The organism is Roseofilum sp. Guam (genome assembly GCF_017746735.1).
Taxonomy (GTDB): Bacteria; Cyanobacteriota; Cyanobacteriia; order Cyanobacteriales; family Desertifilaceae; genus Roseofilum; species Roseofilum reptotaenium.
Genome location: NZ_JAGHZN010000005.1, coordinates 44470 through 69443, shown reverse-complemented (window position 1 = coordinate 69443; position 24974 = coordinate 44470). Strand labels below are relative to the sequence as shown.

Annotated in this window: 17 protein-coding genes and 1 pseudogene; 9 read left to right on the top strand and 9 right to left on the bottom strand. The window is 44.6% G+C overall.

What is annotated here, in order from left to right; all coding sequences use genetic code 11:
* Nucleotides 1–26: 26 nt before the first annotated feature.
* The 4 genes from J7529_RS02615 to J7529_RS02600 all read right to left on the bottom strand — a co-directional run bounded on the left by J7529_RS02615 (nt 27) and on the right by J7529_RS02600 (nt 7041).
* Nucleotides 27–3293, bottom strand: coding sequence for a SpoIIE family protein phosphatase (locus J7529_RS02615; RefSeq protein ID WP_318727705.1), 3267 nt, complete (start codon nt 3291–3293; stop codon nt 27–29).
* A gap of 185 nt (nt 3294–3478) precedes the next feature.
* A complete protein-coding gene (locus J7529_RS02610) occupies nt 3479–4048 on the bottom strand; it encodes a TerD family protein (protein ID WP_271941109.1) in 570 nt (189 codons plus the stop codon).
* A 24-nt stretch (nt 4049–4072) separates the two neighbouring features.
* A complete protein-coding gene (locus J7529_RS02605; protein ID WP_318727704.1) occupies nt 4073–4777 on the bottom strand; it encodes an N-acetylmannosamine-6-phosphate 2-epimerase in 705 nt (234 codons plus the stop codon).
* Nucleotides 4777–7041 (bottom strand): ATP-binding protein, encoded by a 2265-nt coding sequence (locus J7529_RS02600; RefSeq protein ID WP_318727703.1) that lies wholly within the window; start codon nt 7039–7041, stop codon nt 4777–4779. The genes J7529_RS02605 and J7529_RS02600 overlap by 1 nt, the downstream gene beginning before the upstream one ends.
* Nucleotides 7042–7264: 223 nt before the next feature.
* Here J7529_RS02600 and cobN point away from each other — a divergent pair, with 223 nt between their 5' ends.
* Nucleotides 7265–11281: a cobaltochelatase subunit CobN gene (gene cobN, locus J7529_RS02595; RefSeq protein ID WP_318727702.1), complete on the top strand. Its 4017-nt coding sequence runs from the start codon at nt 7265–7267 to the stop codon at nt 11279–11281.
* Between the two features lie 25 nt (nt 11282–11306).
* On the opposite strand, the gene J7529_RS02590 is transcribed toward cobN, so the two are convergent.
* The 3 genes and pseudogenes from J7529_RS02590 to J7529_RS02580 all read right to left on the bottom strand — a co-directional run bounded on the left by J7529_RS02590 (nt 11307) and on the right by J7529_RS02580 (nt 16627).
* Nucleotides 11307–12182: a glycosyltransferase gene (locus J7529_RS02590; RefSeq protein ID WP_271941098.1), complete on the bottom strand. Its 876-nt coding sequence runs from the start codon at nt 12180–12182 to the stop codon at nt 11307–11309.
* A 371-nt stretch (nt 12183–12553) separates the two neighbouring features.
* Nucleotides 12554–14074 carry a cyclic nucleotide-binding domain-containing protein gene (locus tag J7529_RS02585; protein WP_318727701.1) on the bottom strand — a complete coding sequence of 507 codons (1521 nt, stop codon included), beginning with the start codon at nt 14072–14074 and terminating at the stop codon, nt 12554–12556.
* A 145-nt stretch (nt 14075–14219) separates the two neighbouring features.
* Nucleotides 14220–16627, bottom strand: a pseudogene (locus tag J7529_RS02580) (CHAT domain-containing tetratricopeptide repeat protein).
* 324 nt (nt 16628–16951) lie between these two features.
* Between J7529_RS02580 and J7529_RS02575 the strand changes: the two are divergent.
* A complete protein-coding gene (locus J7529_RS02575; protein ID WP_318727699.1) occupies nt 16952–17683 on the top strand; it encodes a hypothetical protein in 732 nt (243 codons plus the stop codon).
* Between the two features lie 74 nt (nt 17684–17757).
* Here the strand turns inward: J7529_RS02575 and J7529_RS02570 are convergent, their stop codons facing one another.
* Together J7529_RS02570 and arsS are read right to left on the bottom strand one after the other, a co-directional pair.
* Nucleotides 17758–18957: a Coenzyme F420 hydrogenase/dehydrogenase, beta subunit C-terminal domain gene (locus J7529_RS02570; RefSeq protein ID WP_318727698.1), complete on the bottom strand. Its 1200-nt coding sequence runs from the start codon at nt 18955–18957 to the stop codon at nt 17758–17760.
* 212 nt (nt 18958–19169) lie between these two features.
* Entirely contained in the window at nt 19170–20156 is a 987-nt protein-coding gene (arsS, locus tag J7529_RS02565) for an arsenosugar biosynthesis radical SAM (seleno)protein ArsS (RefSeq protein WP_271941082.1), read from the bottom strand.
* Between the two features lie 228 nt (nt 20157–20384).
* Here arsS and J7529_RS02560 point away from each other — a divergent pair, with 228 nt between their 5' ends.
* The 7 genes from J7529_RS02560 to J7529_RS02530 all read left to right on the top strand — a co-directional run bounded on the left by J7529_RS02560 (nt 20385) and on the right by J7529_RS02530 (nt 24893).
* The gene (locus J7529_RS02560; RefSeq protein WP_318727697.1) at nt 20385–20888 is read left to right on the top strand and encodes an NfeD family protein; all 504 of its coding nucleotides are present in this window, start codon (nt 20385–20387) and stop codon (nt 20886–20888) included.
* A gap of 41 nt (nt 20889–20929) precedes the next feature.
* A complete protein-coding gene (locus J7529_RS02555; RefSeq protein WP_318727696.1) occupies nt 20930–21535 on the top strand; it encodes a paraslipin in 606 nt (201 codons plus the stop codon).
* Nucleotides 21536–21603: 68 nt separating this feature from the next.
* Nucleotides 21604–22128 carry a hypothetical protein gene (locus J7529_RS02550; RefSeq protein WP_318727695.1) on the top strand — a complete coding sequence of 175 codons (525 nt, stop codon included), beginning with the start codon at nt 21604–21606 and terminating at the stop codon, nt 22126–22128.
* A 14-nt stretch (nt 22129–22142) separates the two neighbouring features.
* Nucleotides 22143–22922 carry a photosystem II S4 domain protein gene (locus J7529_RS02545; protein WP_318727694.1) on the top strand — a complete coding sequence of 260 codons (780 nt, stop codon included), beginning with the start codon at nt 22143–22145 and terminating at the stop codon, nt 22920–22922.
* Between the two features lie 23 nt (nt 22923–22945).
* The gene (locus J7529_RS02540; RefSeq protein WP_318727693.1) at nt 22946–23500 is read left to right on the top strand and encodes a Uma2 family endonuclease; all 555 of its coding nucleotides are present in this window, start codon (nt 22946–22948) and stop codon (nt 23498–23500) included.
* A gap of 31 nt (nt 23501–23531) precedes the next feature.
* A complete protein-coding gene (locus tag J7529_RS02535; RefSeq protein ID WP_318727692.1) occupies nt 23532–24086 on the top strand; it encodes a Uma2 family endonuclease in 555 nt (184 codons plus the stop codon).
* A 201-nt stretch (nt 24087–24287) separates the two neighbouring features.
* Nucleotides 24288–24893: a hypothetical protein gene (locus J7529_RS02530; protein ID WP_318727691.1), complete on the top strand. Its 606-nt coding sequence runs from the start codon at nt 24288–24290 to the stop codon at nt 24891–24893.
* Nucleotides 24894–24974 lie beyond the last annotated feature (81 nt).

Here is a 24974-nt window from a genome sequence, read left to right as displayed (position 1 = left end):
AAATTTAATATAAATGAATTTACCCATTACCCTTCTGAGAGCGCTATCTCTTTGCGTTTGAGGATGACGAGAGTGATATCATCATAAATCTTTTGCGTACCAATGTAGTGCTTGAGGTCAGTGATAATAGCGGTTTTAATCTCATCGGCGCTCTGATGGCGATCGCTCTTAATCATAGTACAGAGGCGATCGATTCCATAATGTACCTTATCGAGATTTTCCGCTTCCGTAATTCCATCCGTATACAAAACTGCCACATCTCCAGGATTTAGAGCTAATTCCAGTTGATGAAAGAACGTCCCCACATTCCGATCTAACCCAATAGGAAAGCCTAAATCCAGAGTGTCAATACATTCTACTTCACCCATTGAGCGTACTATAATTAACGATTCATGTTGTCCACTCAACCTTAAAACGCCCTCATTGTATTCTAGAAGGGACAACGTTAAGTGTTTATCAGAATTCATGCGCTCAATATTCTCTAAAATAGTCCGATTTAAAATCGTGAAAAAATCCTTTATATCGGCAAACTGGCTATAACTCAAACACCGAATTGCCGTTTGTACCATAATCGCTAAAACACCGCTTTCGAGTCCATGTCCCGTCACATCCCCAATACTGACAATGATACCTTGATCTTGTAAGAAAATATCATAATAATCTCCTCCGACTTCATCGGCTGTTTCCATAAAACCGGCAATCTCCAAATCTTCAATCACAGGGAGAGATTCCGTTTTAGGCAACAGAATTTTTTGCAGGCGACTGGTAATTTCAACTTCCGTGGCTAACCGCAAATTTTCCAACTTTAGAGATTTCAGATTTAAATGCATTTTGACTCGTGCCAAAAATCCATCCTTAGATACAGGTTTAGTCAAATAGTCATTTGCCCCTAACTCTAAGCCCATCACTAAATCAGCCACTTGATTGTTTGTACTTAACAAAATAATTGGTAACTCTGTGGGACTTTGAGTGAGGCGAACTTGGCGAGTAACTTCGTATCCAGTCATTCGAGGCATCATGACATCGACAACCATTAAATCTGGGATTAATCCTTGGGCTAAAAGATCTAATGCCTCTTCGCCACTTTGAGCTAAAATAATTCCATAATCTCCTGAATTTAGATAGCTCGTATAGAATTGAAGATCGGTCAATTCGTCATCAACGATCAAAATTTTGTGCTTTTCATTCTGACAATCTGTGGGTTGCCAGATTTGTGCCATTGAGGAAACCTGAGTGAGGTCGGATATTCTTTCCTGTTGAGATTTTGACTCCTTAAAATTTACGTTATCAGTAATAGGTAAAGTGAAAATAAAACTTGAGCCTAATCCTAGGGTAGAGACAACGTGTAACTCTCCCCCATGTAATTCAATTAAACGTTTTGTTAACGCTAAACCTAATCCTAGACCACCATACATCTGCGCGATCTGTTCATTTTCTTGTTCAAAAGGCTTGAAGATACGATCGATTTTATCTTCAGAAATTCCAATACCACTATCTTGGACTGTAATCTCTAAATAATCGTCAACGCGAGTAGCAATTAAGAGTATACATCCATAGTCAGTAAATTTAATTGCATTATTAATGAGTTCATAAAAAATTTGCTCCAGTCGTTTTTCATCAGCGCCAACCAAAGGGAGATCGGAGGGGATTTGGTTCTTAATTTTAATATTTTTAGTCCCAATTAAGGGATAGCATTGGGTTAAAGTAACCTCGGCGATCGCTCGTAACTCAACCGCCTTACAGTTGAGGGTCAATTCATCATAGTTCAGCCGTGATAAATCTAAAATATTATTGACTAAATTGACGAGTCTACGACCACTAGAAACAATCAAAGATAAATTAAACTGAGTGTGTTCGCATAATTTTACAGATGCGGTCTCTAAGATCGATTCGGCCAAACCAATCATTCCATTTAAGGGAGTTCTGAGTTCATAGGATGTATTGGCTAAAAATTCATCTTTGAGCCGATCGATCCGTTCTAATTCTTGATTTTTGGTCTCCAAATCAGAAAATGACAGTTGAATTTGATCGGCCATTCGATTAAAGGAATCGGCCAATTCTCGCAACTCATCAAATCGCCGCAAAGTTACCCGGTTATACCATTCTCCTTGAGCCACAGCTTTAGCAGATTCACTGAGTTTCTTGATCGGATTAATTACACGCTGTGCAGTGATACTGCCGATTAAACTAGCGACTAATAATGCGCTTAAACAGAGGATCAGTGTATGAGATAGATTGGTATAAATGGGGCCCATAAAGTCCGATATGGGAATCACAACAATCACTAACCAATCCAAACCGTGATTATCGGTTAATGGGGCAATATGAACTAAGTGATTTTGAGAATGACGATCAAAAAGTAACTGTTTTTGACTATAGAGGTTTTGCCAATTGTCAAATCGATGGAGAAGATACTGACTGGTGTCTTTAATCAGAGCATTGTTACTGTGAATTGCCTGAACTCTTTTGGGTTTATCTTGGTTAAATTGATACAGAAGTTCGTCCGTTGAAGAGGAAACAACCGCTCCCGATTGATCGACAATAAATGCGATTCCAGATGGACTCACTTTTAAACTTTTGAGTAATTCATTAATATAGGTTAATGAAATTTCTGCCCCTAATACGCCTAGAATTTCACCGGTAGGTCGTGCCACAGGGGTGACGGGTTTAGCATAGAGAAAATATTCCCCTGTGTTGAGATAGGGATAGGAAGAAATAGAAATATCGCTCCAAGTGGGCTTTCGTTTTTCGACGGCCGTTTTATACCAATTTTTGAGCCGAGTATCATAGGGTTGGATGCTTAAAAGTTCTTGGCGATCGCACATCCGATCTAAGCGATAGGTTTTTCGCTCTGGAATACTCCCTTCCCGCACTTTAACCACGGTTTCCCCATTGGCTAGTTGCTGAACGGCTAAGACTTCACCAGTGGGACGACCAAAGAGTAAATAGTCTACCCCATTATCTTGTTTGACTAACCGTTGAAAATAGCATTGCAGTTGCTCAAAATCTTCAATATCAATTTGATCGGTGTCAATGGCTCCTTGAATCGTTTGATACACAGAATGGGGTTGGGCCAATTCCATTGCCAAAACTTGGGCAATGCGATCGCTCGTTTCTCGTCCCAATTGCTTGACCAAAACATCGACTGCTTCTTTTCCGCTGCGGAAAGATAATCCTGTAATCACGACTGTCACTACTCCCAATTGCAGAATGAAGGGAACCGTTAGTAGCGTCCGCAGGGAAAGATGATAAACCAGCGGCTTGATTAAACGACCACAGAATTTCCAGACCATAGGGGAAGGACAATAGAGATCCTTTACCCACCATATTACCCTGGTATGGGAAAATGGGGGATGGGAAGATGAGGGAACAGAGAGTGAGAAAGCCAGCCATTTTTGATTGTGGCAAAGGTCTTGATCAATCAGTAATAAGTAATAAGTAAGGGCAGGTTTGAAACCTGCCCCTAGCCCTTTTCTAATTAACTATAGCGGTCTAAAAGAGCTTGTAATCCACCTCCATAGCCCGCACCTACAGCATTCATCCGCCACTCTCCATCTTTGCGATATAACTCGGTGATAATCATCGCCGTTTCAATGGAATAATCTTCATCTAAGTCATAGCGTATCGCCTCTTCCTTCGTCTTCACATTGACCAAGCGAACATAAGCATTACTCACCTGGCCAAAATTTTGTTTGCGTTGTTCTGCTTCATAAATGGTCACGGTAAAGACCAATTTCATGACCTCTGGGGCAATTTTTCGCAAGTCAATAATAATGACTTCATCATCTCCTTCACCCGCACCTGTGCGGTTATCCCCCATATATTCCACTGCCCCATCTAAACTTTTTTTGTTATTGTAAAAGATCAGATGTTTGTCGGAAACCAACTTTTCATTTTCCCCTAAGAGAAAAACTGAGGCATCAAGGTCAAAATCCACACCCGTATCGGTGGCTTTAATATCCCATCCTAAGCCAATAAAAGCCGCTTCAATCCCTGGGGATGCTTTTTCCAGAGAAACCTTTTGTCCTTTCGCTAGAGAAATGGCCATAATTCTTTAAGTCAATTGACGACTTTATTCAGCATATCTCACGGATTTAGCTGTAGACAAAATTTGTTGATAAGATTTAACCTTCTGGTCAATTCCTGTAATATCTGTCCCGACGACGACGGCGATCGCCCCTAAATCTAGCGCTTTCTGTGCCATTTCTGGGGAACTAATGCCCCCTTCACAAACCATGGGACAACTGAAGTTTTGCACCAGTTGCTCTAAGAGAGCGTAACCTGGGGGGGTGAGGTGACGGGTTTCGGAGGTATATCCGTAGAGAGTCGTTGCCAGAAGATCGGCTCCGGCATCAAAAGCAACGTTTGCCGACTCGAGTGTATCGACATCTGCGAACACGGGTTTATTTAACTGCTGATGAATTTGAGCGATCAGGGTGTGTAGCGTTTCGTTTCCTGGGCGAGGTCGGTTGGTTGCATCTATCGCAATCCAATCTGCACCCGCTTGCGCCAGTTCTACGGCTTGGGAAAACTGGGGTGTAATATACACCTCAGAATCGGGGAATTGGCGCTTCCACAGCCCAATAATAGGCGCATCTGTCTGTTCTCGGACTGCTTGGATATGGGCAGGGGTATCAATACGAACTGCGGTGGCTCCTTGATTGAGAGCAGCTTTAGCCATAGCGGCGATCGCCGAAGGGTCATGGAGAGGTGAGGAGACTGGCGCTTGGCAAGAGACAATTAATCCGTGTAGGGGTAATCTATTGAGTGGCTGCATTACTTTGGCATGAGGATTCGGCTAAGGGTTTGCAGAAGTTCTTCGAGTTGTAAGGGTTTATTCAGATACACATCGGGTTCGGTAAGGGGATCTTGAGATAACTCTTGTTGTTCAGAGGAGTCGGCGATCGCCATCACCTTAATTTTATAGGTCGTTGTCGAATTTCGCAAAATCGTAATTAATTCTTGAACACTCATATCGGGCAATTGAGTTTCTGTAATAATGGCCAAAGGACGCAACACTTCAATTTGTTGGGTGACCGTTGAGCCATCTAATAACCAAATTGCTTGATAGCCTGCTGCTGTGAGTAAATCACAAATTTCCCAAGCCATCTGTTCATTGTCTTGAATTAAAACCAAGCGTCCTAGAGGGATAGTGGTTGCCCAGGGATTTAATGGCGTATGTCCAGAAGACTTTAAGCTCACTGTACCTTGGGGTTGAGAGGGCAAACTCACCGTAAATATCGACCCAACACCCAAAGTTGAATCGACTTCAATCAGTCCTCCATGAAGTTCTACCAATTGGCGAGTGAGCGCTAATCCTAATCCCATACCCGGATATTGACGTTCATAGGCAGTTTCCAATTGCTGAAACTTTTCAAACAAGAAAGAAAAAGCATTTTTGTTAATCCCAATCCCCGTATCTTCGACTTGGAAAATAGCTCGATCTTCTTCCCGCCAAATCGTTAATATAACCTCTCCTCCTTCTGGCGTAAATTTAAGGGCATTGTTCATTAAATTGAGTAGAATTTGCTGAACTCTGTACTGATCGGCAAGAAACGTATCTTCACCCTCCAATCCATCGATGTTAACGACTAAACTTATCTTCTTTTCTTCAGCCAAGCTTTGGAGTGACTTCTTGCAGTTACGAGCTAAGTTTATTAATGAAAACTTGCGAATGTTGAGAACTGTTTTCCCAGCTTCCAATTGAGACAAATCCAGTAAATTATTAATAGATTCTAATAAATTTCTGCCACTATCCTGAATTTTTTGTAAATAGACTCTTTGTTTTCCTATGCTTAATTTATGTCCATCACTATCCGGGGAAAATGCCAATCTCAACAACGTCGCAGACATCCCAATAATATAGGTTAAGGGGGTTCGCAGTTCATGACTAATCGCTGCCAAAAACTCACTTTTAATCCGATTTTGAATTTGACTTTTCAAGAGATCGGACTGTAGATCGGATAAAGATTTTTCAGGCTCTTCACTAACGGATTCAGAGTCTACACTAATTAGACTGATATCTTTTTGAGTTTGGGATTGATCGATCGCGATCGCCAAATAATCAGCCAAGCGTTTCAGAGTATGTTTTTCCCATTCCAACCAGCGTCGAGGATAGTGGCACTGATGGGCAATCATTAATCCCCAAATTTGTTTACGCACCAAAATAGGAATTACCAACTTAGCGCGGACATGATAATGGCGTAATAAATCTAATAAACAAGGCGAATCTCGATAACTAATCTCCACATCTGAAATTACCGCCATCCATCCTTGCTTATATTTTTCCCTTCCTTGACATCCATGGGCAAAACACGACTTTTCTTCCGTTAAATGAAGAACTGGAGTGATGGAGTTCCCCCCCTTGGCTTCATAGGTGATGTATCCCCAATTTTGGGGGAACGGAATAGAACTCTCCTCTGTGTTGGGAAAGACATCAAATTGATAAATTAAAAGTCGATCGACTTGTAATAAACTACGCCATTCCTCCATAGCCGTAGATAAAATCGTCGGTAACTCAACCCCCTGTTGCATTTGGGCAATAATTTGATAAAAAAGTCTCTCTTGCCTAGCCGGATGCATAAAAGTACCGGCAAAACCTTCTTGGAATCCGGATTCCGACTCTTCAATGCGGCTTAAAATTTGCAGCATCAACTCCCCTTGTAAATAAGCGGAATTAACTTGAGGCGTGCGAATCACTTTCTTTAAAGCTTGAGTGGCTAACGAAGGATTAGATAGTTCCCGCACCAATTGTTTAAGAAAGACAGCAATCGGTTGAGTATCAAAAGTCAACTCAACTTGAAGGTAAGGCAATTCATGCACGGAGGATTGACCTAGGGGCGTACCAATTAACAGCACCCTCAATGCTGGAGACACTAAAACTAAAAACTGCGATCGCCCATAATTCCAAGAAGACTCCGTTTGCTCTAAAATCTTCTCAGTGATACAGATCGCAGCCTCTCCCAAAGTATCGGCCTTACCCTGTAACAAGACATAAAGCTGCTTAAAGGTCTTGTAATCTAAAATTCGATGAGGTAGCATTACTATTGCTTGACAGGAGGGTTCTCAGGATACATGAAGATACGGCAGATAACAGAGGAATATGGGACTCCACAAGTAATGAATCCTACTCCTGTCTCTTGCTCAGAGGGCTTGCCATTCTCCGGTTTACTTATCGTATTCTGTTTTTGATCCCCACCCCCCTGAAACGTTGGGAAACTTTTAGGTTTTGACTCTTTAGCGTAATATTAGGTTTAGACTCACGATGCATCGAATCGCCGCAACTCCCGGAGGATGGAACCCCCAAGACGAAGGGGTTGTTATCCTCGAACAAACTTCAGCCCCTATCGTTATTCTCAGCGCAGCAGATACAGATATTCAAACCTTAGCCGCAACGGTTCCCCATCTTCCTGCCCAGTTTCCTCAGATTCGGGTCGCCAGTCTCTTACACTTGGTACAGCAACTGTCGATTGATGACTATGCCGAACGAGTATTGCAGCACGCCCAAGTGATTCTGGTTCGTCTGTTGGGCGGAAGGGCATATTGGTCTTATGGTTTGGAAGTAGTGAAAGAATTAGCCCAAAATCAGGGCATTGCTTTGGTGGTGATGCCTGGAGATGATTCCCCCGATGTGGAGCTAATGAGCCATTCCACGGTGTCTTTGGAACAGGTTAACCAATTATGGCGCTATTGGAATGAGGGGGGAGTTGAAAATATTCGCAATGGGTTGTTGTGTTTAGCGGGTTTTGTGGGAGAGGGTTCCGTAGGGGCGGGTTCACCAATATCTCGGTGGGAAAAGGAGAAGATGAGTGAACTCGCCCCTACAGCATTTCGGTGCGAAAATCAGACGATTGCTGAACCTAAGCCCATTCCTAAAGTGGGCGTATTGCCGCTAAACCAGGAGTTAGGGCAAAATTGGCCAAAAGTGGGGATTCTCTTCTATCGCGCCCATTATTGTGCTGGAAACGTGGCTCCAATAGAGGCGCTATGTCATGCTTTGAGAGATCGCCAGTTAATGCCAGTGCCGGTGTTTGTGTCTTCGTTGCGCGATCGCCAATGTCAAGAGGAAATTCTACAGCTTTTCCAACCCCCAGACAACAAACCCATCCAAGTTCTGCTCAATACTACCAGCTTCGCGATCCATTCCCTACAAAGCAAGGACTCAACTCCTGCATTTTTCTCCACCCTCAATGTACCCACCCTACAAGTTATCCTCAGTAGCTCCACCGTCGAGCAATGGCAAGACGGCAACCGAGGACTCCTACCCAGAGATGTGGCGATGAATATTGCCCTACCAGAAGTAGATGGGAGAATCATCACCCGCGCCATTTCCTTCAAAGCCGCACAAACCTATAATCAGCAATTGCAAACCGATGTCGTGCAATATGAACCCGTTGCCAACCGAATTAACTTTGTCGCTGACTTAGCTGCCAATTGGGTGAAACTGCGGCAAAAACCTGCCCAAGATCGCAAAATTGCTGTTATTCTCGCCAATTATCCCACCCGTGACGGACGACTCGCTAATGGTGTCGGCTTAGATACTCCTGCCAGTTGTGTAGAAATTCTGGCAGCTCTGAAAACGGCAGGATATGAGTTACACGATATTCCAGCAACGTCAGAGGATCTCATGAGTCGCTTAACCGCAGGGGTGACGAATGACTTAGAAGGGAATGAGATACGGATGGTAAATGGGATAGGGAGATGGGGGGATAGAGGGATGGGGGGAATATACCTGTCTCAAGATGATTATGAACGGGAGTTTGAGCAGTTACCGGTTGAGGTGCAACAAGGCATTAATAACCGATGGGGTTTTGCTGGTGTAGATACGAATATTGTAAGGGCGGGTTTACAAAAATCTGGGTTGGGAGAGCAAAATATTGGTAAACCCGCCCCTACAGAGTCGGGGTGTACAGGGTTTACCATTGCCGGTTTAAATTTGGGGAATGTGTTTGTCGGTATCCAACCGTCGCGGGGATACGATCTAGACCCCAGCTTAAATTACCATGCACCCGATTTAGAACCCACTCCCCATTATCTAGCCTTTTATCAGTGGATTAAAGAGATCTTTGAAGCAGATGCAGTCATTCATGTGGGCAAACATGGGAACTTAGAATGGTTACCCGGTAAGAGTTTAGCCCTGTCTGAGTGCTGTTATCCGGAAGTGGCGTTCGGGGCAATGCCACACTTTTACCCGTTTATTGTCAATGATCCGGGGGAAGGATCGCAAGCCAAACGGCGATCGCAAGCTGTTATCCTAGACCATCTTACCCCACCCCTGACTCGCGCCGAACTCTATGGCTCCCTGCAACAACTAGAAACCCTAGTTGATGAATATTATGAAGCAGATAGTTTAGACCCTTCCAGGCTACCCGCTATCCAATCTCGAATCACAGAATTGATCCGTCAAGAACATCTCGACCAAGATTTAGGCTTAACTCCAGAGGACTTAACTGAAGTCACCTCCCAACTCTCCACCCGCATTGATGGCTATCTGTGCGAACTCAAAGAAGCCCAAATTCGCGATGGTCTGCATATTTTCGGCCAATGTCCCCAAGGACGACAACTGCGGGATTTGATCATTGCCATTTCCCGCTCCCGTCCCCAGGGAATTACTCGTGCTTTAGCGGAAGACTTAGGTGTAGAGTTTGACCCCCTCACCACAGATCCGACTACCCAGTTAGACCCTCCAGTAGTCATTGAAGATAAGGTTTATCAACAAGTGGGCGATGTAGTGGAGCAATTGGAAACATTAGCCGCAAATTATATAGACCGATTGTTGGGAGACAAACAGTCTGTAGAGGCGGGTTCACCCAGATCTGGGTGGGAAAACGGGATGGTTGGTGTTTCATGTCGCACCGCAGAACCTGCCACTACGGAACCGGCCCATTCCCCATTCCCTATTCCCCATTCCCTATTCCCCACTACCCAACAAGAACTAACCTGGATCGCCCAAACCCTTTATCCTCAATTGCAAGCCACGAGCCAGGAAATCACCAATTTGTTGCATGGACTAGAAGGACACTATGTGGCCAGCGGGCCGTCGGGCGCTCCTACGCGGGGACGGGCGGAAGTGCTGCCCACTGGTCGGAATTTTTACTCGGTTGATATTCGGGCGATTCCCACAGAAACGGCTTGGGGAATGGCCCGAAAAGCAGCAGAAGCTCTGATTGAACGCTATACCCAGGAAAATGGAGAGTATCCAAAAACCTTGGGATTGTCCATGTGGGGCACTTCAGCCATGCGGACGGGAGGAGAAGATTTGGCTGAGGCTTTATGGTTGTTAGGGGTACAACCGGTTTGGGATGGGCCGTCTCGTCGCGTGGTTGATTTTGAAGTGGTTCCGGTGTCTATTTTGGGACGGCCGAGGGTGGATGTAACCCTGAGAATTTCGGGGTTTTTCCGGGATGGTTTCCCGAATTTGATCGATCTGTTTAATCAGGTGGTGGAGAAGGTTGCAGCGTTGGATGAACCGGAAGAGGACAACCCTTTAGCGGCGACGGTAAGAGGGGAAACCCAGAAATGGCAAGAGTTAGGGTTAAGTGAAGAGCAGGCGTGGGGGCGATCGCATTATCGCATGTTTGGCTCGAAACCAGGAGCCTATGGCGCAGGCTTACAAGGCTTAATTGAATCCCAAAATTGGCGCACCGATGAAGATTTAGCCCGCGCCTATCTCAATTGGAGCAGTTATGCCTATACGGGGCAAGGAGAAGGTCAGTCTGCACCGGAAGTGTTTGCCCAACGCTTACAAGATTTACAGGTGGTTCTTCACAATCAAGATAACCGCGAACACGATCTATTAGATTCGGATGATTATTATCAGTTTCAAGGGGGATTAACGGCGGCAGTACGGTCATTAACTGGGAAAAATCCCACGGTTTATTTTGGCGATCATGCCATTATGAATCATCCGAAAATTCGCACGCTGCAAGAGGAAATTAACCGGGTTTATCGATCGCGAGTGGTCAATCCGAAGTGGATTGCCGGTGTCATGCGTCATGGGTATAAAGGAGCCTTTGAAATGGCGGCAACGGTGGACTATTTGTTTGCCTATGATGCCACCACTCATTGCGTTGCCGATCACATTTATGAGGGCGTAAGCGAAGCCTATTTACTCGACCCAAAGGTACAGAAGTTTGTGGAAAAGCACAATCCTTGGGCGCTCCGAGATATGGCAGAACGGTTATTAGAGGCACATCAGCGCGGATTGTGGACAAGTGCAAGTGCGGAACGGGTAGATGAGTTGAGGGCGATTGTCCATCAAGCGGAAGCGAGTATTGAGTAGAACAGGCGATCGCTTCGCTACTGGTTTAATCCCAATATCCCCACATTAAAGCCCCATATTGAAGAGTGGACAAGAACCAATTCAAACCATTTTTTTCTGCTGGTGTAAATGGTCGTGGTTTCAAGTCCACCTCATGCTTCAATCCCACCAACTGATTCCCTTTTCCATATCGCTTAAATCGGCGAATAAAAGAGAATAAACCTTGACCAAAATCATGATAAACTAAGGAAGACAAAGCATAGGAGAGTTGACCCACTTCCGAAAGACGAAACCCCAAATCAATATCCTCACCTGCTGCAATTTGAATTTGGTCATCAAATCCACCCACTGATTCTAAAGCAGGTTTCCAGATTAGAGTATTGGCAGTAATCACATAATGGGGACGCAGATCCCCAAATTGATCCTGGACTGAAGGGGGAATCAGAATTTTTTGAGAGCCATAATAAGCAGAGAGTTGATCTTGTTGCCAGGGTTGCACATTGCCTGCATAACCCACTGCACCATTGAGCATAGTTTGGTAACCTGTTAAAAAGCTGGCTGTAGGAATACAATCACTATCCGTGAATAAAATCCATTCTCCTTGAGCTTTTTGAATGCCTAAATTTCTCGCACTAGCTGGACCGAGCGCTTGACATTCAAAGCGTTTAATCGGTAGGTTGAAATGACCAAAATCTTCCCTAATGACAATGGGAATAGAAGAATTATTATCAACGATAAGTATCTCACGAGGATAGTTTTCTGGGAGATGGGAATCAAAAAAAGAGGTCAGAAATCGATCAATCCCTGGTTGATTATTTTTCACAGGGATAACCACAGAAACTCGATCGCAGGCTAAAGTTAAAGGAGCCTGAAGATTAAGTTTGCGCTCAGGAACAAAATGACTATAGATCAGTGAAGTCATGCTGGGTAATGGAAAATTAAATACCAATGATTTGCTGGTATTGCACCCCGTAAACTGCCACGCAGCAGAATTTAGGAATAGATCTTGATTAAAGAATATTCCTAGAGATGATCTCTAGATTAAGTTGAGTGAATGCTAGAGTAGTTTAGGTTAGCAGGAGATGAGACTATAAGAGTCGTCTAAAAGTTTCCTTATCCATGAACCTGGTTCAAAACTGCGGCTAATTCTCAACGATCATTACAGTAGTTGCCTCTGCTATGCCCTGGATCAATGGTGGTTTTTAAAAATAGCCAGAATAGCTCACTTGCTAGATTGAGTTTGTTGCCCACTCCCCCACTCCTCTATTGCCCACCACAGCGCCAAGTACTGTATCAAACACCAAACAAATTCTTGAGTCGTTTTCTCACCCAAACCACCGGATTTTTATCATCTTCTGAAGCATCTACTAGCCCCAATTCACGCAACTGCTTTTGGCGTTCAGACAGTTCGTCTTGGTGTTTGGCAAATTCTTGGACAATGACTTCGGAAAGTTCTGGGTGTTCGCGCAACAAATTTTCAAAGCCCTTATGATTAATGGCAAATAAAATGGTCTCTTCAACGGCACGAACCGAAGCAGTACGAGGAATGCCTAACATTAAAGAGAGTTCACCAAAAAAACTGCCTGTCCTCAAATTAGTTAAATGCTTATTGATTTTTTCTACATAAACCTCAACTGTACCGGCTAAGACAATATAAAAACTATCACCGGCATCGCCCTCTCGAAAAAGCACTTCAGATTCCCTTAAACGTCTGCGACAGCCGACTTCAATGAGTTGCCTTAATTCCAGTTCGGTAAAATTCTTAAAGTAGGTAACTTGGGGAAGTAAATCCCGGAGTGCCAGCGGCTTAGAGTCTTGAATTTCTAGCTTTTGATTAGCTGCTAAAAATTCCTGAACTTCTGATTTTCTGCGTCCGACTGGATAGAGGACTTCTGGATTTCTCAGCCATAAATCTTGCTGAGGAAAGGGAATGGTAATATTGTATTGTCTTAAGTGATATTCGATTAAAAAATTCAGGGAACTGGTGATATGAGGTTCTAAATCAATACGGGAGACCCAAACCCAGAGTTCAAAATCTAAAGAACTGGCTCCAAAACCAATAAAAATGACCTTGGGTGGAGGTTCTGAGCTAACCGAAGGCTCCATATATGCAGCTTTGAGTAGGGCTTCAGTCACCAGAACTGGATCGCTGCCATATTCCACACCAACAGGAATATGAATTCGGTTGGTGGGGGATTCATAATCCCAATTGAGAATCATATTTTCCACCAGATGGCTATTCGGAACAATCACCGAACCGCCACGTCGGGTGCGAATTAAAGTAGAGCGCAGAGAAATTTCTTTGACATAGCCATCCATGCCATCAAATTGGACAAAATCGCCGATGCGTAGTTTGCGTTCAACTAATAGGGTAAGTCCACTGGTAAAGTTTTTCGTAATACTTTGCAGACCTAAACCAATACCAACGCCTAAACCACCAGCGAGTACGGTTAAAGAGGCAATATCAAAGCCATTGGTTTGCAAAATAACTAGAAAACCAATGGTAGAAAAGCTGTAACCAACAATAGTGGCGATCGCCTGGCGGTTTCCTTCATCAATTTTGAGCTTTTGGAGCAGACGATATTTGAGGAAGTTTTTGAGTAGTCTGGCAAAGACGAGGACAATAACTAAGGAAAAGAGAATATTGATAATGGCAATAATGGTGATCTTTTCATTACCAATGGTGAGAATGGAGGTATTTGAAATATGATCGATCAGGTTAACTATCGTTTGCCAAAGTCTGGCGATCGTGCTACTCATGTCGGCCCAGTATGAGGTGTATATTACCGATACATCGGGCATCGCGCTGGTCATTGGTAATCAGAGGTGAAAAATCTCTGAGGAAAGAAGTTTCAGTGTTTGGCGATCGCCGAAATTGACTCCGATATCAGCGCGTATTGCTATGTATCGACATTCGTTCTGTTCTATCATATTTCTGGGGTTACCGGGCTTATGTAGATCAATTGGAAAGTAATTCTGAAAGTTGCCATTCTCCCTGAAGTGTAAATGCTGCCCAGAAATAGGGAAGTTTGTATGCTTCACTATTCCAAAGTTCGAGTTGGGCAGCTCGGAGGGCAGCCGCTGGCGAAAGTTTTTTTGCAGCATATTTTGATACAAATTGATCATTAATTGGGCGGTAGCACGGTCATCAACTTGCCACAGACTAACAATTGTCCGGGCTGCACCAGCATAGAGAAAGCCTCTGGTGAGTCCAATTAATCCTTCACCGCGAATGGCTTTTCCAAGTCCAGTTTCGCAGGCACTGAGAACCACAAGTTCAGCACCAAGATTGAGGTTATAGATATCGTGGAGACGGAGAAAGCCGTTGATGGCTTCTCCTTGGGGGTTGAGCAGGGACAGAACTAAGCCAGAGAGTTCGGGCGTAATGCTGTTGAGCAGTCCGTGGGTAGCAAAGTGGAGGATACGATATTGGCTAATGTCGGGACTTGTCGCGATCGCCTTGGACGCTTGGAAGCCAAAACCTTGGATGGTTTGTCCTTTGGGCAATAGGGCGAGAATTTCTTCGGCTTCTTGTTGGGTAAAGGGGAGGCGATCGAAGATCAGTCCCGCTTCTCTAGCCGATCGCTCTAATTCCGGTGGTAAAAAATTTTCTGGTGGTTGAATGTCAGGATTAAGACGGTTGTCTTGGGGACTAAACACCGGATCGGCGAGGATTGCCAGAGTCTTGGGAGCGGCTTGGCGTTGGGCAATATCCTGCCTCAGTTGGCCGAGACTAGAAGCACTGGGGAGGGTGATCAGTTCATAATCAACGATCAGGGGGGTATAGGTATTCACGGAAGCAGGAGCGGCGATCGCTGCCCAGGGAATGTATTGTAAGCCACCATCACTGATAATGGCTAACCGTTCCCCTTCCAGATGGTCAGCGATCGGGTCTAAAATCATCGTACTCAGGATATGAGCTGCCCCTTCTGCCCGTCTTCGGCGAATTCTCAGCCTGGGGGAAATCACGGCTTCTCGGAACGCTTGGGCGGCTTTTTCGATCGTATCTCTACTGGGCAGTTCGGCGCTATGCAAGCCATCAGAAGTCACTACCCACACATAACTGCGCTCTTTTCCCAGAGAATAGGTCACTAGAGTGGTGTCCCGATCCACAACTTGCTGTTGGATCTGAGTCACACTCAGGGGTTGGGGTTGGGTGAGGTTAGCATAGTTCGGACTGGTGGCGCGGATACGAGCCTGAACATCCCGGTAGGTCAGTAGCAAATCTTCAATTTCTCGATCGAGTTCGGCCGCTCGAGCGGCTTGATAGTTATCTCGCAAAAGCCTAAGTTTGCGCTCTTCTAGGGCAGCTAGTTGCTGACTGAGGGTTTGTTCTTGTTGGACTAGATCCGGATTTACACCCGTGCGGATGTCAACTTTAGCTTCTGTGAGGAGGTCTAGGAGCGATCGCCCACTGGCTCGTTCTTTAGCTTCTAGGGCCTGAGTATCATAACCGCGATCGGGGGTATTACGGTGACGCTCCATGAGCAGATCGATATAAAACTCATAATAGTCCTGCTTACTGGCGAAAAACGTACTTCTGAGGTCTTGCACACTGACACGGGTTCTGAGATCTTCAATCAGAGTAAGAGCGCTTTCTATAGTGGTTTGGGCGAGTTCAAGCTTCCCTTGTTGGCGCTGCGCTTGGGCGATGGAATAGAGGGTAAGCGCTTCTTTGGGGCGATCGCCCACCTGTCGCCGTAAGTCTAGAGCCTGATTATAGTAGGTTAGGGCTAACTCTAAATTTCCCTGTTGGGCATAAACATAGCCCAGATTATTTAGGGTACTCGCTTTTCCGGCGCGATCGCCTAATTTTTCCCATAACGGCAAAGCATTCACATAAGTCGCTAAAGCATTATCGGGTTTATCCAGCTTCCCATACACAAAGCCAATATTATTCAACGTACTCGCCTGTCCCCGACGATCCTCCTCATCTTCCCACAGTTTCAGGGCATCTTGATAATGAACCAAGGCTTGGGAATACCGCTCCAAGTCACTATAGCTGCCACCTATATTATTTAACGTAGCGGCGATCGATTTTTGGTTACCCAGATCCTTCACGAACTCCAAAGCGCGGTTATAGGTGGCAAGCGCCTGGTTATAGTCCCCCAACTCCGTATACACTACGCCCAAATTATTTAAAGTTGCCGCTTCTCCCGTTCTAAAATTGACACTGCGCCATACCCCCAACGCCTGATTATACAAATCCAACGCCTCTTGGTAGTTAGATAGTTTCGTATGCACCTGTGCCAAAGACAACAGGACGCTGGCTTCCGTTTGGGGATGACTAGCCGTTCTCGGTAAAAGCTGGTTATAAAGGGAAAATGCTTGGTCAAATTCCCCCAACTCGCGATAGGCTAACCCCATCCAATTGAGGATAATGATTTCCTGGGCAGTATTTTCAGTCTCTTGTGAAACCTTGAGTGCCACTTCCCAAGACTTTAGCGCTTCCCGCAGTCCTTTAGCTGTTCCTTGGCTATAGTGTTTCATTCCCTCTCGGAATATCTCCATTGCCTCTGGGGAACTTTCCACTCCCCAGGCTAGGGGTTCTGCATGAGGCATGTGAGGAGCAAACAGAGTAGGGACGAAAACCATTTCGCCCCCAACCCCCCAAACTATCCCGACGATGGCACTAACGATCCTCAGCCTAAAATGGGTTGGGGTTAAATGAAAAAAACTCATAATTTTACTATGAACTCTATCTCCAGAATTTCCCGTATTGTTCTCAGCAGTCTACTCGCGAGTGGAGCAATGCTCTATTCTCCCCTCTCGACTTTAGCTCAAATTAACCAAGCCGAAGTGAACGAAATTTTAGACAGCGAAGAAGTGTTCATCGAAGAAAATCCCGCTAAAGTCGAAGATCAAGCAGATTTTGGTCAAGCGGTGATCACCCAAGAAGCTAGAGCTGGTTTAGAGTTTAATAATGGAGCTGTTGGTCGTTTGGGCAGCAATTCTTCGGTTACCGTCGGTCAATGTGTGGAAGTTAAAAACGGTCAACTTCTGGTCAGCGGTCCTATCGATGGCTGTATTGCCGGTTTTTTAGTCAATGTCCAAGGAACGCTCTACCTCCTAGAAGTTGATGCTGAAAATAATGGCAATATCAAGGTTTTAGAAGGCACGGTATTGGTAACTCCCCAAGGTGCTTTGGAAGCCGCTGAACCTATAATTTTAAGCGCTGGTCAAAAGTTGCCCGTCGTAGGCAATGTTTTAGGCCAAATCCAAGACATTACCCCGGAAGAATTCGCCCAAATTGTTGCAGGGGAGCTGTTTCAGGGCTTTACTGTGCCGGTGACGGTAGAAGGGGCTTTGCGATCGGTTTGCCTACAATTATTTGGAGATTTAGGCTTTACCTGTACGGCTCAAGGTATTCCAGTTCCTGCACCTCCAGTTTCTGTTCCGAGTGTCCCAGGATTACCTTTCTGATCATTAATTATTGAGTGAGAAACAAATCATTAGCCACTAACCCAATCCTCCCACCCTCAAAGAACGAGAACGTACTAATCTTCCGGCAACTGATACTGACCGACTATTTTCTTGGCAAACTCTGGCACGTGCTGCTCTAATTTTTCGGGATAGTTGCGTTTCATATACAGATAGTTGCGGGTAAAGTGGGAATCGATGGAAAAGCGGGCGTATTCTAACCCTTTGGGGCCGATTTTTTCGATGACTACGCCCATTAACTTGGCAGCCCACATGGGCAGGGTAACGCCTTGATCGTAGGCGGGAATGCTTTGTTGCACGGCTTGACGGCGATCGCCTTTTGACATCACTGGCTGCGTCTCGATTTGCTCCATGGCCAGATCCAGCATTTCCTGACCTGTATCATTGCGAACTACAATCCACTGCCAACCAAAGGGTGCGCCCATATAGCCCACAACCAAATCGGCAAGGGAGTTCACATAGTCAAAGCAGGTCATACAGGAGGGGGCGAACACATCCTTAAGTTGATTTGTCTTCAGTCCGAAAAAGGGTACGGTTTCCGTAGAGCCATCCTCGTGTTTGAAATGTACCCGAAAATCCTGCATAAACTCGTAGTGAACGACGGTTTCTGGCGATCGGCTGGTGGTTTCCAAAAACTTTTGCAACCCAGCACGAGTCACATTGTCCACACAAGGGGTTCCCAACACATAAAGTTTCTCTAGCCCTAATTCCTTCTCAACCGCTCGCAGGGCTTGAATTTGACAGCCTACACCAATTGCCAACAAACGCTTCATCCCCGACTGTTCCACCTGCTCCAAAATCGACAAATTCGGGGAAAGCGTCGGCTTATTCACCCGTGCCGCGAGAATTTCCTCTGGAGTACGGGCAATCACGGGCATCGGTTGAAATCGATCCTCCGGGGTGTTTTGGACGCATACAACCCCTTCTACCTTGCCCTGAGTCAACATTTCAATGGCGATCGCACTCACAATTCCTGTCCATTGCGCCCCCTCAATGGGTTCTAGTTTCCGAGCTGCCATCATCTGCTGGTGAGTGCCAAAATAGAGTTCATTTTCATTCTCCAAATCACGCGCTCTACCATGACTTTCCGTTTCCAGTCCCGGAATTTGCTGATTAATAAAGGCGCAGGCTTCCTTAACGTAGTGAATATAGTAAGTATCGCACAGCCCACATTGACTACAGAGTTCTTTCGCCGGAGGCACGCTACCGGGTTTGAGGGCTTTAGCTTTATGGTGCTTGGGAGCAGTCGAAGTCATGAGGGCAACACGCGATCGCAAGAGGACAACTTCTTATTACCATACCGCTACGGAGAGCCTTTACGCTAGAGGATGGGGAGATGGAGAGATTGAGAGGTCCTGTTAAATGCTCTCTTAGAAACAGAGATCGCAGATATTTAAGCTACCCGTAAAGAGCAAAATCTGGTTTTTCCTATTCCCTATTCCCTAGCGCGAAGCGCCATACCACCTCATTAAACCAAAGAACCCCCACAACTTGAACCCGCTCCTGCTGTACAACCGTAACAATAGGAAGCGGTTCTCACCTGTTGAATTACATCTAAAGTTCCCCAATCTAACAGTTGGGCTACGGTTAAGGTTTCTCCGGTGGCAGTCCGTGCGGGAATACCTTCCATTTGATTAAAATCACAATCGTAAATTTGCCCTAAATAATCCACCGATAATTCTGGTTTGCACATCAGACTAGAGATAGTCTGAGGATTAAAATTATCTTCCAAGAAATTCAGATACGGTTCATAGATATTTCTTCTTTGAAGATGAACCTTGGTACGCCCAATGGGTAAGTTCGTAATCGTCAGTAAGGAATTAAACTCGATCCGAAAATGTTCCTGTAAATACTGTTTATAGGCACTCTCTAGGTTCTGTTGATCCGGCGTTAAAGAAAACTTCTCTGAATTCGGAATTGCCGGATTATAAACCAAATCTAGAATGAGATGTGGATCTCGACCATAACCGAGTTGATTTAACTGTTGTAGAGCGCGAATTGAATCTTGATAAACTCCATTTCCACGCATTTTATCCACATTATCTTCCAGATAACAGGGTAAAGAGGCAACTACACGCACCTGATGATCTACGAAGTATTGGGGTAAATCTTGATAACCTTCGACAAAAAAGATGGTTAAATTCGAGCGCACAATCACTTCTTTACCCGCTTTTCTCGCTGCTTCGACCAGGGAGCGAAAGCCATAATTCAGTTCTGGCGCTCCTCCCGTGAGATCGACCGTTTTAATCTGGGGAAATCTTTCAATCAGTTCAATCAGTTGATTGCAGATTTTTGGAGTGAGTTCTTCCGTGCGTTTAGGCCCTGCTTCGACGTGGCAATGGGTACAGGCAAGGTTGCAGCGTTTACCTAAATTAATTTGTAATACCGTAATTTTCTCTTTGGTGAGGGGAGCCTGAAGTTTACGCTCAAAGGGGGTAACGTTAGTCTGAAGCATGGGCAAAAGGGAATAGGGAATAGGGAATAGGGAATGGGAAATCGACTATACCATTTGTGTCTTAACTGTTTTATCCCTTAGATACTCTATCCTATTTGAAGATATCGTGCCACGCACAGGTGAGGAGTCAATGGAGATAGGCGGGGCAGGAATCATGAAGTTTTGTAACGAATTGCCGTATCTTGGGGCGATCGCCTGATAACTCCCTAACCACAAGGGGAGGTCAACATGCTAACCACTCAAATTCTATTAGCAACTCAAACCGTTTCCCCACTCCATCCTGCCATCATTTGGGTCGTTGTTGGAGTGATTCTTGGATCGAGCGAACTGTTATTACCCAAAACAGTGCCTAAAGCCTTTAAATTTATGCCCTTAATTATGGGAATCTGCGCCTTGATTGTCGCCTTTCTTCTCTGGCGCAGCAATGTCTTTTACCGCATTCCCCATAGCTTACAAATTCTCTATTGGATGTCTCTATCTGGTGCTTGCACCTTATGGATCAGACCCCTATTTAGACAGAAAAAAACATCGAGTTTATTTGAAACGACTGAAGCGATTACCCTCACGGAAATTCCGGCTGGAGAAATGGGTCGAGTACGCTTTGAAGGCAATTCTTGGTCTGCCTCTTGTGAAAACCGTCGCCAAGCCATTCCTGCACACACTAAAGTCTATGTCCTGCGTCGAGAAGGCAACACTTTAATTGTTGTCCCCAATCACCTCTTGGATGCTTAAGTCTATTGCTTGTCCCGTCAACTTTGTTTAGGAATTTAATCATGATTGAAGTTTTCTTATATCAATGGTTCTTGTTCTTGTTCTTTGCTTTAAGTGGAACCTCTATCGCCGCGAGTCTGAAAGTAGTCAAACAGGGCGATCAAGCCTTGGTTGAACACCTGGGTAAATATAATGGCAAAAAACTAGAACCTGGACTGACATTCTTGGTTCCTATTTTTGAACAAGTTGCTTATAAAGAAACCCTGCGCGAACAACCTTTAGACACGAAGCCTTTGGTCTGCTTGACCAGCGATCGTATTAGCGTCACCCTGGATATGGTGGTCTATTGGCAAATTCTCGATCTGGAAAAATCCTGCTATAAAGTCCAGAATTTGCGTCAAGCGATAATCGATCTAATCGAGATTAATATTCGCACTGAACTAGCCACTATTGAATTGAACGATCTGTTTACCGTACGAGATCAACTCAATGAAACTCTGGTGCAAAAATTAGATGTGGCGACAGAACCTTGGGGAGTTAAAATCACCAGAGTACAACTGCGACAATTCCAAATTGGAGATCAGTTACGTCATCAAGCACTAAAACCGATACCGGTGAACAACGCATCAGTTAACCCTTCCCTTCAGTCCACATATAGCAATTCGTAATCCTCTTAGAAGCTGGGTTTGTTGAAGCAACCCGGCTTCTGAATCCCACATCAAATTTGGTGAACATCATGGTTATGTTAGAAAACACAGCAACTGAACTCAAATTTCGCTACCATCCATACAAACTTTGGATGATGATTCTGGGGCTAATCTTTGGATTTCCGGTTTTTATGGCACTTGCCAGTTTTATGGCTTCCTGGATACTCTATATTTGGGCACTTCCCCTCTTCTATTTGACGATGATGATTGCCGGAGTGAGTCTGTTATTAACCAACGGCAAAACACAAGTCTACGACTTTAGTAAAACCCGCGATCGCCTGACGATTGTTTCTCAAGGAATTTTGGGAACGGAGATCCAGGAATATTCCTTAGCTGAGATCTGGGATATTCAATTGGAACCCCTGGGTTGGTCCGCAAGATCTGCCCAAAGATACCAAATTATGTTAATCTTAAATAATGGGCAATCGTTTCCCTTAAATTTGGGAATTCAGCCCAATTCCCAGGAACAAATGCAAACAGTTAACCAAATTCACCAGTTTCTGGGTCTGAATCTGGGAACCTGGCGCAAACCGCTCCCGAACTTAAAATATTAAACTCAATTCCCGTTATGCTACCTAAAGCCGATTTGCTCAAAGGCGTTGAAAATCGAGAAGAAATGGCCCAAATTTTGGATCGGGCAGAACGAGCGATCAAAACTTGGGAAGTGATCACCACGGACTTTTTATCGCCTGCGATTTTAGCCGAATGCGAAACGGTGTTTAAGGGATTGACGGAAGTTCATTTAGTGGCTTGGGGAGGATATCCGCAAGCAGAACGCAAACGGTTAGGTATTGCACGGGAAGAAGTGCCCCTAGAGCTAGAAAATGTGGAAGTATCGGTATTGGAAATTGCGGGTAATTTTCTGTTTGACACGGCGACTCATCGGGACTTTTTAGGGTCAATGTTAGGAACCGGAATTGTGCGGGAAAAAACCGGAGATGTGATCGTTTTGGGAGAGCGGGGAGCGCAAGTGATTGTAGTTCCTGAATTGGTGGAATTTCTACAGATGAATTTAATTCAGGTGCGCTCGGTTCCGGTGAAAACCCAAGCTATTGATATCGGGGAGTTGAAGGTAAGAGAACCGAAGCGCCAAGAAATGACGACAGTGGAAGCTTCGATGCGTTTGGATGCGATCGCCTCGGCTGGGTTTCGTGTCTCCCGTAGTAAAATGGTGCAGATGATTGAAACGAAGGATGTGCGGGTGAACTGGAAAGAGGTTACCCAAGCCAGTCATACGGTAAAACCGGGAGATTTAATCGCCATTCGCGGAAAGGGACGCTTGGAAGTCAAGGATGTAGCGATGACGAAAAAAGAGCGCTATCGAGTGCAAATGGTTCGATGGGTTTAGGGTTAGAAGCAGAGGAGGAAGCGATGTCACTGTTGCTGAAGCGGTTATTTACAGTCGAAGAGTACCATAAGATGGGTACGGCTGGGATTCTGTCTGCGGGCGATCGCACAGAACTAATTCGAGGAGAAATTGTTCAAAAGTTGCGTATTACTCCACCTCATGCCTCTTACGTCGATCGCCTGATGCGGTTATTTGTATTGCAATTAGGCGAACAGGCATGGGTAAGAGTGCAAAGTCCTATAGTCTTAGATAATACCTCCGAACCCGAACCCGATCTATGCCTGCTGCGTCCCCGTGATGATTTTTATGAGGAAAGACATCCGCAACCGGAGGATATATTCTTACTGGTAGAAGTGGCGGATTCAACGCTTCGAGGGGATAAACAAATCAAAATTCCCCTCTATGCACAAGTGCAAATTCCCGAAGTTTGGCTCGTTAATATTCCCGAACGGTGTTTAGAAGTGTATCGACAACCCACCCCAGAAGGTTATCAACAAGTGCAACGGTTGGAAGCAGGAGAAATTTCGGTTCAGTTGTTGCCAGATATCCGGTTTAGAATTGAGGAAATCTTTAGATAGTCTACACCTAATATAGGTTTAGGAGGAAGCGATGTCACTGTTACTGAAGCGGTTATTTACAGTCGAAGAGTACCATATGATGGGTATGGCTGGGATTCTGTCTGCGGGCGATCGCACAGAGTTAATCCGAGGAGAAATTATCAAAATGTCACCTATTGGCCCAATTCATTCCTTTTACGTGGATCGCCTAACTGAATTATTCCTATCGAAATTATGGGGAAGAGTCAGGTTGAGAGGACAAAATCCGGTACAGTTAAATGATACCTCTGAACCTCAACCAGATTTATGCCTGTTGCATCGCCGTCCTGGTTTGTATCGGGATGGACATCCGCAACCGGAGGATATATTTTTACTGGTAGAAGTGGCGGATTCAACGCTTCGAGGGGATAAACAAATCAAAATTCCCCTTTATGCACAAGCGCAAATACCGGAAGTTTGGCTCGTTAATATTCCCGAACAGTGTTTAGAAGTGTATCGACAACCCACCCCGGAAGGTTATCAGCAAGTTCAACGGTTAGAAGCAGGAGAAATTGCGCTTCAATCGTTTCCAGATACTTCGTTTACAGTGGAAGAAATACTCGGATAATCCACACCCGATAGAAGTTTATAGCGCTGCGCGCTAGGGAATAGGGAATAGGTGATGGTAGCTAGGTTTCACTCTTGAACCATGTCCTCACGAACTCTTTCTCTGCTATAGAAGCAAATTATATCCGGCTATCATACAACCCGACTACAATATTATATCAACACTTAATATATTTGGTGTGATTTTTCAGGATTTTGAGCGATGACAATAATCAAAAAGAAGTTACTTATCCAAGAGACTATTGCTGAAGAGGTTGAAGTAGAATGGTCTGTTGAAACTCATCTTTCATTGTATATTGCAATTGATTACCCTAATCTGAATGAATCTTTTGGGAAGTTATATTGGAGATTAGACGATCCAGCAGGTAAAAATCTTATCAACTTTGATATAAACCGTTATAGCGGTCTAATTGAAATGATTGAACTTATCGTCTACAATGGAACTTTGGAAAGAAAAAATGAAAATCATAAAACTCACTCCATTTCCACGAGGATTGGGGCTGTCAAAATAGATACTAATATTTGGCCAAAAGAATATAAAGATGTCCACCCAATGGCTGAACTGTTACCATTTCCCAGAGCTGAAAAGTTTGTTGACTTTCCAGGAAAACCCCAGATTCAAGTAGGATCAGAAGAGCTTCGTATTGAACTCTTTAATGAACCGATCTGTCATCAGATATTGATGTCAGAAGATCTGGCATTAGAACTGAACAGTTCTGATGAAGTTTGTGCTGTCAATTTAATGGGTTTCACTGGAAAGTATAGGAAATTATTTTTAGAAGGATATAAAAAGAGATTAGGTAAGTAGATCTAGAGCTTTTCAAAAAGATAAGCGATCGCACTGTCGTTTTAGAATAATAAATCCGATCGCTAAAATCAACTTAAACGC